Source organism: Streptomyces sp. HSS9-12, assembly GCF_054963655.1.
Genome location: NZ_JBUEGC010000050.1, coordinates 12,675 through 26,035, shown reverse-complemented (window position 1 = coordinate 26,035; position 13,361 = coordinate 12,675). Strand labels below are relative to the sequence as shown.

Sequence of the window (13,361 nt, the reverse complement as noted above, 5' to 3'; positions counted from 1 at the left end):
GACCGAAGAGCCAGGATACTGGACGGGCCGCCGTGGGCCCAATCCGCTCCTGGGCAGGGCTGCGGTCAGCGGCCTTGTTCTCCCCCGAAGCTTCGCCCGGGAGGTACTCGCAGCTGGTCGAGGTCGATCATGCTGGTGTCGAAGAGGCTGGTCTCGTCGAGTGCGGCCCCCGGCTGCTGCTGCTGTGGCTGGTGAGGCTGATGTGGCGCGTAGCCGGCGTTCGGGTCGTACCCCATCTGGTAGCCGTACGCGTCCTGCTGGTAGAAGTACGCCTCCTGCTGCGGGTGCCCCTGGTAGGCGTAGGGGTCCTGCTGGTAGCTCGCGGTCTGGAGGTGCGCGGGCTGCATGCCGGGGGCGTAGTAGTCCTGCTGCGCCACCACCTCGGGCTGCTGCTGAGGGACGACCGGCTGCTGCTGAACGACCGGCTGCTGCTGCGGTACGAGCTGCTGCGGGTCGGCGAGGCCTGCGAGGTACTCGGCGTCGCTGGTCTGCGTGGCCTGCATGGCGCCGTCCTGGGCCGCCAGCACACCCAGCTCGTCCGTCGCCTGCCGGCCGTGCAGCTTCTGCCGGCCGCGGCCGACGGCTTCCAGGGTCTTGGAGAGCACGGCCTCGAAGGCGCTGAGCTTGGCGTCGACGTAGGCGTCCGCGCGCTGCCGCAGGGTCTCGGGGTCGCCGCTGCGCTCGGGGGCGTCCTCGTCCACATACCCCTGCTCGTCCAGGCCCGGGCCCCGGCCGAGCAGCTTCTCGCGGCCCCGGTCGACCGAACCAAGGGTCTTGGTGAGGACCACCTCGAAGTTGGCGAGCTTGCTGTCGACGTAGTCGTCGGCCTCGCCGCGGATCTCCTCGGCCTCGCGGCGGGCCTCGGCCAGGATCCGGTCGGCCTCCTCCTGGGCCTGGCGGGCGATCTCGGTGCCGGAGATCAGCGTCTCGCGCTCGGCGCGCGCCGTCTCGATGATCCGGCCGGCCTCGCGCTGCGCCTCCTCGACCATCTGGTCGCGCCCGCCAAGCAGCTGCTGGGCCTGGGCGAGCGAGCCGGGGAGCGCCGCCCGGACCTCTTCCAGCTTGGCCAGCAGCTCCGCGCGATTGACCACGCAGGAGGCCGACATGGGCATGGACCGGGCACTGCCGACGGTGTCGACGATCTCGTCGAGCTTCTGTTGCACGTCCACCTTGGCTCGCCACTCTCTACCTGGATCGGTCGGTCGGGTCGACTGTACGGCCAGTCGACCCCGCCATGACACCTACTGACGGCCCATCAGGAAGCGTCAGGGCGGGTGAGGCGCTTGTTGAGGGCTTCGAGCACCACCGGCGGCACCAGGTGGGAGACGTCGCCACCCCAGGCCGCGACTTCCTTGACCAGGCTGGAGGAGAGGAAGCTGTAGGTGGGGTTGGTGGGAACGAACAGCGTTTCGACGCCGGAGAGGCCGTTGTTCATCTGGGCCATCTGGAGTTCGTAGTCGAAGTCGCTCACCGCACGCAGGCCCTTGACGATGGCGGGGATGTCCCGCTGCTTGCAGAAGTCCACGAGCAGGCCGTGGAAGGCCTCCACCTGAACGTTCCCGTACTCGGCGGTGACCTGACGGAGGAGGTCGATCCGCTCCTCGACCGTGAACAGGCCCTGCTTGGACGTGTTGATCATCACCGCCACGTACACGACGTCGTACAGCTTGGAGGCGCGGGCGATGATGTCGAGGTGTCCGTTGGTGACAGGGTCGAAGGACCCCGGACAGACTGCGCGGCGCAAGAGTGGTTCCTCGCTCTCCGATCCGGTCATGACGCGTCGGTGCACGTCGAGGCGGCGCGACCGTACCAAAGCGTGCCCTCGCCGTAGCGGCGCGCCCGCAGTCCTTCGAAACCGGCCGGCCACCGGAATTCACCGCCTCTGGTGCTGCGCTCCACGGTGGCCAGGGCATCGTCCGCGAGCCAGCCCTGGGCGCGGAGTGTGAGGAGTATCTCGCGGAGATCGTCGTCGGTCACGGCATATGGCGGGTCGAGAAAGACCACGTCATACGGTTTTTCGGGGGCCGGTCCGGCGAGGATCTGCTCGGCCTTGCCGGTGCGGAGCTCGGCGCCCGGAAGGCCGATGGCGCGGACGTTGTCCCGGATGACCCGGGCGGCCCGGCCGTCGGCCTCGACAAGCAGTACGTGCTCGGCGCCGCGGGAGAGCGCTTCCAGCCCGACCGCGCCCGAACCGCCGTACAGGTCGAGCACCCGCATCCCGGCCAGGCTGCCGAGAAGGGACTCCCAGGTGGAGAAGAGGCCCTCGCGCGCCCGGTCGGAGGTGGGCCGGGTGCCGGTGCCCGGTGCGACGGCCAGGCGGCGTCCGCCGGCGGCTCCGGCGATCAGGCGGGTCATGGATCCGGTCCTTCGTCGTGGGGGTGAAGCAGCGGGCGCCCGGGGGTGAGGGCCCGCTGCTCCCCACGATATGGCGTCGGTCCCGGGCCGACTGTCCCCTGGTCTGCGACATGCGCAACGTGGCGCGGACCCGCGAGCGCGGGCCTGATGCGGCACGCCTGAGGAACCGCGCGGGCTCAGCCCTTGTCGAGGTACTGCTCGCGCCCGGCGTGCGGGCCTGATGCGGCACGCCTGAGGAACCACGCGGGCTCAGCCCTTGTCGAGGTACTGCTCGCGCCCGGCGTCCAGAAGGGCGTCCAACGCCGTACGGAGAGCGGGGAGTTCGGCCAGCTCGGGGTCGGCGGCCACGATCGCGGCGGCCTCCTCGCGCGCCGCCGCGATGACGTCCTCGTCGTCGATGACGGCGAGCATCCGCAGGGACGAGCGGACGCCGGACTGCGCCTGCCCCAGCACATCGCCCTCGCGCCGCTGCTCCAGGTCGATACGCGACAGCTCGAAGCCGTCGAGGGTGCCGGCGACGGCGTCCAGCCGGGCGCGGGCCGCGGTCCCCGCGGGCATGTCGCTGACCAGCAGGCACAGTCCGGGGGCGCTGCCACGGCCCACGCGCCCGCGCAGCTGGTGCAGCTGCGAGACCCCGAACCGGTCCGCGTCCATGATCACCATCGCGGTCGCGTTGGGGACGTTCACCCCGACCTCGATGACCGTGGTCGCGACGAGGACGTCCACCTCGCCCGCGGCGAAGCGGCGCATCACCTCGTCCTTGGCATCGGGCTGCATCCTGCCGTGCAGGACCTCGACGCGCAGGCCCTGCAGCGGCCCCTTCGCGAGCTGCTCGGCGATGTCCAGGACGGCCAGCGGGGGCCGCTTCTCCGCCTCGTCCTCCGCGGACTTCTTGGCGGGCTTGTCGTCCTCCTCGTCGCCGATGCGCGGGCATACGACGTACGCCTGGTGGCCGGAGGCGACCTCCTCGCGCACCCGCTCCCAGGCCCTGGTGAGGAAGTGCGGCTTGTCCTTGGCGGGTACGACATGACTGGCGATCGGGGACCGTCCGGCCGGCAGTTGGTCCAGGACGGAGGTCTCCAGATCGCCGAAGACGGTCATGGCGACGGTCCGCGGGATCGGTGTCGCCGTCATCACCAGCAGGTGCGGGGGCCGCTCGGCCTTGGCCCGCAGGGCGTCGCGCTGCTCGACGCCGAAGCGGTGCTGCTCGTCGACCACGACCAGGCCGAGATCGTGGAACTGGACCTTGTCCTCGATCAGGGCGTGCGTCCCGATGACGATCCCGGCCTCGCCGGTGGCCAGGTCCAGCAGGGCCTTGCGGCGGGCCGCGACGCCCATGGAGCCGGTGAGCAGCACCACCTTGGTGGCCTGTTCCGCGCCGCCGAGCATGCCGCCCTCGGCGAGCTCGCCCATCATCTCGGTGATCGACCGGTGGTGCTGCTGGGCCAGCACCTCGGTCGGGGCGAGCATCGCGGCCTGGCCGCCCGCGTCGACGACGGCCAGCATGGCGCGCAGGGCGACCATGGTCTTGCCCGAGCCGACCTCGCCCTGCAGCAGGCGGTGCATGGGGTGCTCGGAGGCGAGGTCGTCGAAGATCTCGGTGGAGACCTTCTGCTGGCCCCCGGTGAGGGTGAAGGGCAGCTTGGTGTCGAAGGCGTCCAGCAGGCCGCCCTGGCGCGGCCGGCGCGGTACGGCGGGCAGCTGCGCGTCGGCGTACCGGCGCCGGGCCAGGGCGACCTGGAGGACGAACGCCTCGTCCCACTTGAGCCGGGCGCGGGCATCGGCGATGTCGGCCTTCGTCCCCGGCCGGTGCACCTTGCGGAACGCCTCCGGCAGGGTGCCCAGCCCACGGTTTTCCCGCAGGCCGTCCGGCAGCGGGTCGACCAGGTCCTTCCAGCCGTCGGCCTCGAAGGTGTCCAGGAGCGCGCCGACCGCTTTGGCGATCTTCCAGGACGGCAGCTGCTTGCAGGCGGGGTACAGCGGCAGCAGCGCGCCCGCGAAGGCGTCCACGGCATCCGCGCCGCTGTCGCGGTCCAGCAGCTCGTAGTCGGGGTGGGCGAGCTGGCGGGTGCGGTTGAAGACGGAGACCTTGCCCGCGAACATGCCGCGCCGGCCGGGCAGCAGCTCGCGTTCGTGGTGGTGGGCGGCGCGGCCGAAGAAGACCAGGGTCAGGGATCCGCTGCCGTCGGTGACCACGACCTCCAGGCGTACGCCCTGGCCGCGGTTGAACGTCTTCTTCGCCGCCTTGGCGACCTGGGCGACGACGGTGACGTGCTCGTCCAGCGGGAGGTCGGCGAGCCGCGTCAGCTCGCCGCGCTCGGCGTACCGGCGCGGGTAATGGTGCAGCAGATCACCCACGGTGTGCAGGCCGAGCTGGTCGGCCATCACCTTCGCGGTGTTGCCGCCGACCGTCTTCTTCAGGGATTCATGCAGCGCGGGCACGCACTCCATTGCACACCATGGGTGTGACATGACGCGTGTCCCGACTCACATGAGCGGATCACTCGACGCCGATGATCAGCGGGACGGACGGCTGACCGCCGCGGTAGACGACCGTGTCGACCGCCAGATGCCCTTCCCGCACATGGGCCTCCAGGCGCTCCGCGATGTTGTCGGGGACTCCCGCGCCGAGCACCAGCGTGACCATCTCGCCGCCCGCGGCCAGCATCCGGTCCAGCACCGTCGCCGCGGTTTCGGCGAGGTCGGAGCCGATCACCGCGACATCGCCGTCGATCAGGCCGAGGACATCCCCGGCCTGGCAGACGCCGGCCATGGTCCAGGACTGCCGCTCGGCGACGGCCAGTTCCGCATGCCGGGTGGCACCGGCGGCCGAGGTCATGGCGACGACGTCCTCGTCGAACCGCCGGTCGGGCTCGTGCACGGCGAGCGCGGCGATCCCTTGTACGGCGGAGCGGGTCGGGATGAGCGCCACCCGTACGCCCTCGGTGCGCGCCTGCTCCGCCGCCGCTGCCGCCGTGTGCCGCAGGTCGGCGTCGCCCGGCAGCAGGACCACCTCGCGCGCGTGGGTGCGCCGGATCGCCTCCACCAACTCGCCGCTGGCGGGCGGCTCTCCGGGGCGCGCGGTGACCACGGTCGCGCCGGCCTCCCGGCACAGTTCGGCCAGCCCGTCGCCGGGGACGACGGCGACGACGGCGCGCTGGGCGTACGGGCGGGCCTCCCCGGGACCTTGGCCGGGACGTGCCTCCGAGGCCTCCCCGGCGTCGCATGTCTCAGGGGCGGCGGCGTGCCCGAAGTGCGTGATACGGATCCGGTACGGCCGACCGGCCGCGATGCCCGCCTCGACGGCCGCGCCCGCATCGTCGAGGTGCACATGCACGTTCCAGAGCCCGTCGCCCCCGACGACGACGAGCGAGTCCCCCAGCCCGTCAAGCCGCTCGCGCAGGGCGCGTACGGAGTCGTCGTCCGCCTCCAGGAGATAGATCACCTCGTACGCGGGCCCTGTTCCCTCGCCGGGAAGGCCGGAGGCGGCGCCGAGGTCGCCGGGGCCGGCGCCTGATGCACCGGGCACGCCGTGGCGGACGGCCGTGGGAGACCCGACGGCGTGGTGGTGCGAGCCCGTACGCGATGCGGGTGGTCTCCCGCCATGTGCGGCAGCGGCGACCGCGGCGGCCACGCCGTGCGTAGTGGACTCCGCTGCCGCACACAGGCCGTCGCCGTCGCTCTGCGCCCCGTCCGCACCCGTCGACGGGCTGATCAGCAGCCCGTGGACACCTCGGGCGGGCCGCATGGGCGCGGCTGTCAGAGGGCCCATCGGGCTCCTGCCCGAGACCGCCTCGGCCAGGGCGCCCAGGACCGTCACCAGCCCGCAGCCGCCCGCGTCGACCACGCCCGCCCGGCGCAGGACAGCCAGCTGGCCGGGGGTCGCGTCCAGTGCGATGCGCGCCCCCTCGAGTGCCGCGTGCGCCACCGCCGAGGCGCTGCCCGCCGCGTGCTCGGCAGCGTCCGCCGCGGCGGACGCCACGGTCAGCACCGTGCCCTCGACCGGATGCGCCACAGCCTCGTACGCCAGCTCGGCCGCGCGCCGCAGCGCGGCCCGCAGGCGTTCCTCGTCCGAGCCGTCCGCCTCCGCCCCGGCGGCCAGGATCTCCGCCATGCCGCGCAGCAGCTGGGCGAGGATGGTGCCGGAGTTGCCGCGGGCGCCGATCAGCGCGCCGTGGGCCATGGCCCGTACGGCGTCGGAGAGCGTTGGGCCGACGGCGTCGGCGACCGCGTCATGGGCCGCGAAGACCGCGTCGACCGCCCGGGCCGCCGACTCCACGGTCAGGTACAGATTGGTGCCGGTGTCCCCGTCCGCGACCGGATAGACGTTGATCGCGTCGATCCCCTCGCGGTTCTGCCCGAGCGCCTCGAGGGCCAGCCCGCACCAGGTGCGTACCGTGGCGGCGTCGAGGGTGTGCGGCACCTACGTCCTCCTCGGACCGGGTCAGGGGGTGGCGGCGGGATGCCCGCAGGGTAGTCCCCCGGCCCGGGGCGGCCCGGGATGGGGGCCTGGGCAGCCATGGTAGTTTCGTTGTACGTGAGCGGACGTTGTATCCTGCTCCAGTTGCCCGACGAGAATCGGGCACGCCCCTGACAGCGCCGATCACCATTGATCTCAGCACACCGGGGCCTCACCGTAAATGCATCTGAAGTCTTTGGAGTGACCCGTGGCTGCCAACTGCGACGTCTGCGGCAAGGGCCCTGGCTTCGGCAACAACATTTCGCACTCGCACCGCCGCACGCGCCGTCGTTGGAACCCCAACATCCAGACGGTGCGCGCTGTGGTCGGGCGGACGCCGAAGCGGCTCAACGTCTGCACCTCGTGCATCAAGGCCGGCAAGGTCTCGCGCTAAGCGCAGCCCGTCGGTTGCTGAAGCCGGTCCATCTCTGGGTGGGCCGGTTTTCTGCTGTCCACCCTTGAGGTCACCCGGCCGGCAGCCCGGACCGAACGTGCGGAATCACGAGCCCTGGGGCCTGAATCGCCAGCCGTGGTCCACCGGCCCGATCCCGCCGCCCAGTGGAAAGCCCGCGGCGATCGCGCCCGTCACATAGTCCTTGGCCGCGGCCACCGCCTCCGGAACCGCCTGCCCCTTCGCCATGTGCGCGGCGATCGCGCTCGCCAGCGTGCAGCCCGTGCCGTGGGTGTGCCGGTTGTCGTACCGTGCGGCGCGCAGCCAGTGCTCTTCGCTGCCGTCCGTCAGCAGATCCACGGCGTCCGCCGCGCTGTCCCCGCCGGCGTTCCCGGCCAGATGCCCGCCCTTGATCAGGGCCCACCGCGGACCGAAACCCAAAACCGCGTCCGCGGCGCGGCGCATGTCCTCCTCGCGCTGCACCCGCACCCCGGTCAGCTGCATCACCTCGTCGAGGTTCGGGGTGGCCACGGTCGCGGCCGGCAGCAGCCTCGTACGGACCGAGTCGAGCGCCGAGGGAGCCAGGAGCGGGTCACCGTGCTTGGAGACGCCCACCGGATCCACCACGACCGGGACCTGGACCCCTGCCAGCAGTTCCGCGACGGTCTCGACGAGGTCGGCCGTGCCGAGCATGCCGGTCTTCACCGCCTGGACGCCGATGTCGTCCACGACGCTGCGGAACTGGGCCCGTACCGCATCCGTGGGCAGCGGCCACGCGCCCTGCACACCCCGCGAGTTCTGCGCCGTAACAGCCGTCAGCACGCTCATGCCGTGGACGCCGAGAGCGAGCATCGTCTTCAGATCGGCCTGGATGCCCGCGCCGCCACCGGAGTCGGATCCGGCGACGGTCAGTACGCGCGGTGGGGCGGAGGAAGGCTCTTGGGACATGGCCATGGCGCCGAATCTAGCCGACCTGGTCAACGCCGGCCGAGGCGCTACCGGCCGCCCTCGCCGGCCGTGAAGTGATCCCAGCCCGGCTTGTCCCAGGGCGCGCCGTCCACCGTCACCTGCGGCGCCGCCGACGGGTTGCGTACCTCGCCGATCACCCGCCACCGCGCCGGAAGCTTCACATCCGGCGGGAACGTCGCCACGATCGCGTGGTCCTCGCCCCCGTTCAGCACCCAGGTCAGCGGATCGACGCCCACCGCCTGCCCGATGTCGGACATCTGGGAGGGGATGTCGATCGCGGCCGAACGGATGTCGATACGGACCTTGCCGGCCTCCGCGATGTGCCCGAGGTCGGCGACGAGCCCGTCGCTGACATCCGTCATCGCGGTGGCGCCGAGCCGGGCGGCCGCGGGGCCCGCGTCGTACGGCGGCTCGGGCCGCCGGTGTGCCTCCACAAAGGCCCGCGGCGAGCGGAAGCCCCGCGAGAGCACCGCATGCCCGGCCGCGGACCAGCCGAGCCAGCCGGTCACCGCCACCACATCACCCGGCTGAGCCCCGGAGCGGGTGACCGGCTCCTGGTCGCGCAGGTCGCCCAACGCCGTGATCGCCACCGTGATCGCGTCACCGCGCACCACATCGCCGCCGGCCACTGCCGCGCCGGCCACCTGGCACTCGTCCCGGATGCCGTCCATCAGCTCGGTCGCCCAGGTCACCGGGAGGTCGGCGGGCACCACCAGGCCGAGCAGCAGCGCGGTCGGTACGGCGCCCATGGCCGCGATGTCGGCAAGGTTCTGCGCGGCGGCCTTGCGGCCCACGTCATAGGCCGTGGACCAGTCGCGACGGAAGTGCCGTCCCTCCAGCAGTACATCCGTACTCGCCACGACCCTGCGGTCCGGTGCGGCCACGACCGCTGCGTCGTCACCGGGTCCGAGCCGTACGGCCGGGGTGGTGGTGAGCCGGGACGTCAACTCCCTGATGAGCCCGAACTCGCCGAGCTCCCCCACGGTGCCCTTCATCCTCTGCCCCTATCTCGAACCGGTGCTCTCGAACCGGTGCGCCTGCGCTCGCGCGCCGACTTCGGTATCACTGCCGTTCGCACTGCCGTCAACGTGTCGTTCCGGTACGCCGCCCTGAGCAACGCCATCGGCCGCGCGGTCTCCCCGCGCCGCTCGACAACGCGGTACCGTGGCGTCTCTTCACCCCACATGATCCTCGTGGCCGCCCTGGAGGTTCCGTGGTACAGGCGTACATCCTGATCCAGACCGAGGTCGGCAAAGCGTCGACCGTCGCCGATACGATTGCCAAGATCCCGGGGGTGATCCAGGCGGAGGACGTGACCGGTCCATACGACGTGATTGTGCGCGCGCAGGCCGACACGGTCGACGAGCTGGGTCGGATGGTGGTCGCCAAGGTCCAGCAAGTGGACGGCATCACACGCACCCTGACCTGCCCGGTGGTGCATCTGTAGTCCCCGTCTATGCTCGGCCGGTGAGCGCTTTTCCTCGCCGGCTCCTCTGCCTGCCCGCCGCTGTCCTGATCACGGCGGCCGCTGTCGGCTGCTCGATGACGGACGGCGGCGACGATCGCCCGGTTCCGGGGCCCTCGCCGCAGGCGGCGGCGCTGTGCCGGGCGCTGGTAAAGGAGCTGCCGAAGACCGTCGACGGGCTCGGCCGCAATGAGGCGGGGCCCGTCTCGGACTTCACCGCGGCCTGGGGCGATCCGCCCGTACGGCTGCGCTGCGGGGTGCCGCGCCCGGACGTGCTGACACCCGGAAGTGAACACTACAACCCGACGGCGGACGCGGCGGAAGTGAACGGTGTGAGCTGGCTGCTGGAGAAGCAGGATGACGGCTACCGCTTCACGACCACCGACCGCAAGGCGTTCGTCGAGCTGACGGTCCCCGGGAAATACGCCCCCGAGGTCGATGCGCTGACCGACCTCGCGGGCGCCGTGAAGAAGACCGTGCCGACCGTTCTGTGAGCTCGCCCGCCTCCGGGCGGGTCTGGAGCTCGCCTCCGGCTAGCGCAGCCCCGTGGAGCGGCGCAGGGCCGCCTCGACGAGGCGGTCCACCAGCTCCGGGTAGCTCAGTCCGCTCTTCTGCCACATCCGCGGGTACATCGAGATCGGCGTGAAGCCCGGCATCGTGTTGATCTCGTTGATCACGAACTCGCCGCTGTCCAGCAGGAAGAAGTCCGCACGGACCAGCCCCTCGCAGGAGGCCGCGTCGAAGGCCCGGACGGCCAGCTCCTGCACGCGCGCCGTCTGCTCCGGGGTCAGCGGCGCGGGCACGATCCCGGCGGCGGAGTCGATGTATTTGGCCTCGAAGTCGTAGAAGTCGTGACTCGTCACGGTCGGGATCTCGGCAGGGACGCTCGCGCGCGGCCCGTCCTCGAACTCGAGCACACCGCACTCGATCTCGCGGCCGCGCAGCAGCGACTCCACAAGGATCTTGGGGTCGTGGCGCCGGGCCTCCTCGACCGCCGCGTCCAGGCCCGCCAGTGAGTCGACCTTGGTGATGCCCATCGACGATCCGGCGCGCGCGGGCTTGATGAAGACCGGCCAGCCGTGCTCGCCGGCGAAGTCCACGATCTTCTTACGGGCAGCGGCCCCCTTCTCCCCTTCAGGTCCCTGCTCCCACTCGCGGGGCCGGATCACCTCGTACGGGCCGACGGGCAGCCCGTAGGAGATGAACACCCGCTTCATGTACTCCTTGTCCATGCCGACAGCCGACGCCAGCACGCCGGAGCCGACGTACGGCACACCGGCCAGCTCCAGGAGCCCCTGGAGGGTGCCGTCCTCGCCGTACGGGCCGTGCAGCACGGGGAAGACCACATCGACCTCGCCCAGGGCCTTGGGCACCGCGCCGGGCTCGCTGTAGACGACCTCACGGTTGGCCGGATCGAAGGGGAGCACCACCGAGCCCTCGGCCGAATCGGCGAGATGCTCGACGCTGGGCAGCTGCCGGTCGGCGATCGCCATCCGGTCGGGGTCGTCGGCGGTCAGCGCCCAGCGGCCTTCGGCGGTGATTCCGATCGGCAGCACGTCGTACTTGGTGCGGTCGATGGCACGCAGCACGGCACCGGCGGTGACCACGGAGATGGCGTGCTCGGAGCTGCGGCCGCCGAAGACGACGGCGACCCGCGGCTTGCGGCGCTGCTGAGGGCTCTGGGGAGAAGGCTCGTTGCTCATGTCGCGTCGACCCTACCGAACATTGCGGCGGGGGTCTTGGGGGTCGTCCCCCGGAAGATGCAGTTCGCCCCGGCACCGTCCGTGCGGCAGCCGCCCGCGGTGTTCCCCGGGTTCACCGGCGCTCTGCCTTCGCGCTGCGCGACATCAGCTCCTTGACGGCGACAAGCGGCGGCTTGCCCTCGTGGACAATGCTGACGACCGTCTCGGTGATCGGCATGTCCACCCCGTGCCGGCGCGCCAGATCGAGCACGGACTGGCAGGACTTGACGCCTTCCGCGGTCTGCTTGGTGGCGGCGATGGTCTCTTCCAGGGTCATGCCGCGGCCGAGGTTGGTGCCGAAGGTGTGGTTGCGGGACAGCGGCGAGGAGCAGGTGGCGATGAGGTCGCCCATGCCCGCGAGGCCCGCGAAGGTGTGGGGGTCCGCGCCCATCGCCAGCCCCAGGCGAGTCGTTTCGGCAAGACCACGGGTCATGAGCGAGGCCTTGGTGTTGTCCCCCAGGCCCATGCCTTCGGCGATACCGACCGCGAGGGCGATGACGTTCTTCACCGCTCCGCCCAGCTCACAGCCGACAACGTCGGTGTTGGTGTACGGGCGGAAGTACGGGGTGTGGCAGGCGGTCTGGAGTCGCTTGGCGACGGCTTCCTCCGCGCAGGCGACGACTGCGGCGGCGGGTTGCCGGGCGGCTATCTCCTTGGCGAGGTTCGGTCCGGTGAGGACCGCGACCCGCTCCCTGACATCGTCAGGGGGGCTCCCAGGGGCGGCGTGTTTGACCACCACCTCCTCGATGACCTCGCTCATCCGCTTCGCGGTGCCGAGTTCGACACCCTTCATCAGGCTGACGAGCACGGTGTCCCCGGGCAACAGCGGCGCCCACTGGGCGAGGTTGCCGCGCAGCGTCTGGGAGGGCACGGCGAGCACGGTGAACTCGGCGTCGCGGGCGGCCTCGGCGGGATCGGTGGTGGCCCGTACCGCGGCCGGCAGCTCGACACCCGGCAGATAGTCGGGGTTGGTGCGGCCGGTGTTGATGGCCTCGGCCAGCTCCTCGCGGCGGCCCCACAGGGTCACCTCGCACCCGGCGTCGGCAAGCACCATCGCGAACGCGGTGCCCCAGGACCCGGTGCCGTACACGGCGCAGCGCGTCACTTGGCGCCTCCCCGCTGCTCGGCCTGCTTGGCCTCCTGGGCCTTTCGGCGCTGCTCGGCGCGCGCCTGGCGGTGGTCGTACGGCACCGCGGGCGCGGGCTCTCCCCGCAGCTCCGAAAGCAGTTCGGTAACGGCCGCCATGATCTTGTCGGTGGCGGCGCGCAGCACCTCCGCCGTCGGCTCGATTCCGTAGAACTCGGACAGATCCACGGGCGGACCGGCCTGTACCAGCAGCGTCTTGCGGGGGAACAGGCGCAGCCGCTTCTCCTTGGCGTACGGCGGCACCGCGAGGTTGGCGCCCCACTGGGCGACGGGGATCACCGGCACCTTGGTGAGCAGCGCGACCCGCGCCGCACCCGTCTTGCCCTGCATGGGCCAGTGATCGGGGTCGCGGGTGAGGGTGCCCTCGGGGTAGAAGGCCACGCACTCGCCGCGCTCGATCGCCTGCACCGCGGCCCGGAATGCGTCTATGGCGTCGTTGGACTCGCGGTAGACGGGGATCTGGCCGGTGCCACGGAGAATCGCGCCGGCGACAGGCACCTTGAAGAGGCCGTCCTTCGCGAGGAATCGCGGGACGCGTCCGGTGTTGTACTGGAAATGCGCGTAGGAGAGCGGATCGAGATACGAGTTGTGGTTGACGGCGGTGATAAATCCGCCCTCGGCTGGCATGTGCTCCATTCCTCGCCAGTCCCGCTTGAACAGAACCACCAGCGGCGGTTTCGCGATGACCGCGGCCAGGCGGTACCAGAAGCCGATTCTGCGGCGGGACACTCGCACACCCTCCTTGTGGGACCTGCTGAGCTGCGGACGGGCAGCCGCACAAGTGTGGCCCCAGGTCCCCGGTCTGTCGAGAACACCGTAACCCCGCAGGTCCCG

Annotated in this window: 12 protein-coding genes and 1 pseudogene; 3 read left to right on the top strand and 10 right to left on the bottom strand. The window is 71.4% G+C overall.

The genetic code is table 11. The features are described from left to right. Nucleotides 1–65 precede the first annotated feature (65 nt). From ACY34J_RS23325 to ACY34J_RS23305, 5 genes are all read right to left on the bottom strand, one after another. The gene (locus ACY34J_RS23325) at nt 66–1,169 is read right to left on the bottom strand and encodes an ATP synthase F0 subunit B (RefSeq protein ID WP_462728563.1); all 1,104 of its coding nucleotides are present in this window, start codon (nt 1,167–1,169) and stop codon (nt 66–68) included. 86 nt (nt 1,170–1,255) lie between these two features. Beyond that, on the bottom strand, nt 1,256–1,774 hold the full coding sequence (coaD, locus tag ACY34J_RS23320; protein ID WP_462728562.1) for a pantetheine-phosphate adenylyltransferase: 519 nt from the start codon (nt 1,772–1,774) through the stop codon (nt 1,256–1,258). After that, nucleotides 1,771–2,355: a 16S rRNA (guanine(966)-N(2))-methyltransferase RsmD gene (gene rsmD / locus ACY34J_RS23315; protein WP_462728561.1), complete on the bottom strand. Its 585-nt coding sequence runs from the start codon at nt 2,353–2,355 to the stop codon at nt 1,771–1,773. The genes coaD and rsmD overlap by 4 nt, the downstream gene beginning before the upstream one ends. A gap of 249 nt (nt 2,356–2,604) precedes the next feature. Next, on the bottom strand, nt 2,605–4,806 hold the full coding sequence (recG, locus tag ACY34J_RS23310; RefSeq protein ID WP_462728560.1) for an ATP-dependent DNA helicase RecG: 2,202 nt from the start codon (nt 4,804–4,806) through the stop codon (nt 2,605–2,607). Between the two features lie 49 nt (nt 4,807–4,855). Next, nucleotides 4,856–6,778 (bottom strand): DAK2 domain-containing protein, encoded by a 1,923-nt coding sequence (locus ACY34J_RS23305; protein ID WP_462728559.1) that lies wholly within the window; start codon nt 6,776–6,778, stop codon nt 4,856–4,858. A gap of 244 nt (nt 6,779–7,022) precedes the next feature. Here ACY34J_RS23305 and rpmB point away from each other — a divergent pair. After that, nucleotides 7,023–7,133 (top strand): annotated as a pseudogene (rpmB, locus tag ACY34J_RS23300) (50S ribosomal protein L28); the annotation flags it as partial. A 180-nt stretch (nt 7,134–7,313) separates the two neighbouring features. On the opposite strand, the gene thiD reads toward rpmB, so the two are convergent. Both thiD and ACY34J_RS23290 read right to left on the bottom strand, forming a co-directional pair. Next, entirely contained in the window at nt 7,314–8,153 is an 840-nt protein-coding gene (gene thiD, locus ACY34J_RS23295) for a bifunctional hydroxymethylpyrimidine kinase/phosphomethylpyrimidine kinase (RefSeq protein WP_462728578.1), read from the bottom strand. A 47-nt stretch (nt 8,154–8,200) separates the two neighbouring features. Continuing rightward, the gene (locus ACY34J_RS23290; protein WP_462728558.1) at nt 8,201–9,169 is read right to left on the bottom strand and encodes a thiamine-phosphate kinase; all 969 of its coding nucleotides are present in this window, start codon (nt 9,167–9,169) and stop codon (nt 8,201–8,203) included. Between the two features lie 218 nt (nt 9,170–9,387). On the opposite strand from ACY34J_RS23290, the gene ACY34J_RS23285 reads away from it, so the two are divergent. Both ACY34J_RS23285 and ACY34J_RS23280 read left to right on the top strand, forming a co-directional pair. Next, nucleotides 9,388–9,621: an Lrp/AsnC family transcriptional regulator gene (locus ACY34J_RS23285; RefSeq protein ID WP_030496958.1), complete on the top strand. Its 234-nt coding sequence runs from the start codon at nt 9,388–9,390 to the stop codon at nt 9,619–9,621. Nucleotides 9,622–9,641: 20 nt separating this feature from the next. Further along, nucleotides 9,642–10,133 (top strand): DUF3515 domain-containing protein, encoded by a 492-nt coding sequence (locus tag ACY34J_RS23280; protein ID WP_462728557.1) that lies wholly within the window; start codon nt 9,642–9,644, stop codon nt 10,131–10,133. Between the two features lie 39 nt (nt 10,134–10,172). On the opposite strand, the gene ACY34J_RS23275 is transcribed toward ACY34J_RS23280, so the two are convergent. From ACY34J_RS23275 to ACY34J_RS23265, 3 genes are all read right to left on the bottom strand, one after another. Beyond that, nucleotides 10,173–11,342 carry a D-alanine--D-alanine ligase family protein gene (locus ACY34J_RS23275; RefSeq protein ID WP_462728556.1) on the bottom strand — a complete coding sequence of 390 codons (1,170 nt, stop codon included), beginning with the start codon at nt 11,340–11,342 and terminating at the stop codon, nt 10,173–10,175. 112 nt (nt 11,343–11,454) lie between these two features. Next, on the bottom strand, nt 11,455–12,486 hold the full coding sequence (locus ACY34J_RS23270) for an NAD(P)H-dependent glycerol-3-phosphate dehydrogenase (protein WP_462728555.1): 1,032 nt from the start codon (nt 12,484–12,486) through the stop codon (nt 11,455–11,457). Then, nucleotides 12,483–13,256 (bottom strand): lysophospholipid acyltransferase family protein, encoded by a 774-nt coding sequence (locus ACY34J_RS23265; RefSeq protein ID WP_462728554.1) that lies wholly within the window; start codon nt 13,254–13,256, stop codon nt 12,483–12,485. The genes ACY34J_RS23270 and ACY34J_RS23265 overlap by 4 nt, the downstream gene beginning before the upstream one ends. Nucleotides 13,257–13,361 lie beyond the last annotated feature (105 nt).

Excerpts from the sequence above, each read along its gene's own strand:
- coaD (WP_462728562.1), bottom strand. The coding sequence starts at position 1,774 with ATGACCGGATCGGAGAGCGAGGAACCACTCTTGCGCCGCGCAGTCTGT.
- rsmD (WP_462728561.1), bottom strand. The coding sequence starts at position 2,355 with ATGACCCGCCTGATCGCCGGAGCCGCCGGCGGACGCCGCCTGGCCGTC.
- recG (WP_462728560.1), bottom strand. The coding sequence starts at position 4,806 with ATGGAGTGCGTGCCCGCGCTGCATGAATCCCTGAAGAAGACGGTCGGC.
- thiD (WP_462728578.1), bottom strand. The coding sequence starts at position 8,153 with ATGTCCCAAGAGCCTTCCTCCGCCCCACCGCGCGTACTGACCGTCGCC.
- ACY34J_RS23290 (WP_462728558.1), bottom strand. The coding sequence starts at position 9,169 with ATGAAGGGCACCGTGGGGGAGCTCGGCGAGTTCGGGCTCATCAGGGAG.
- ACY34J_RS23275 (WP_462728556.1), bottom strand. The coding sequence starts at position 11,342 with ATGAGCAACGAGCCTTCTCCCCAGAGCCCTCAGCAGCGCCGCAAGCCG.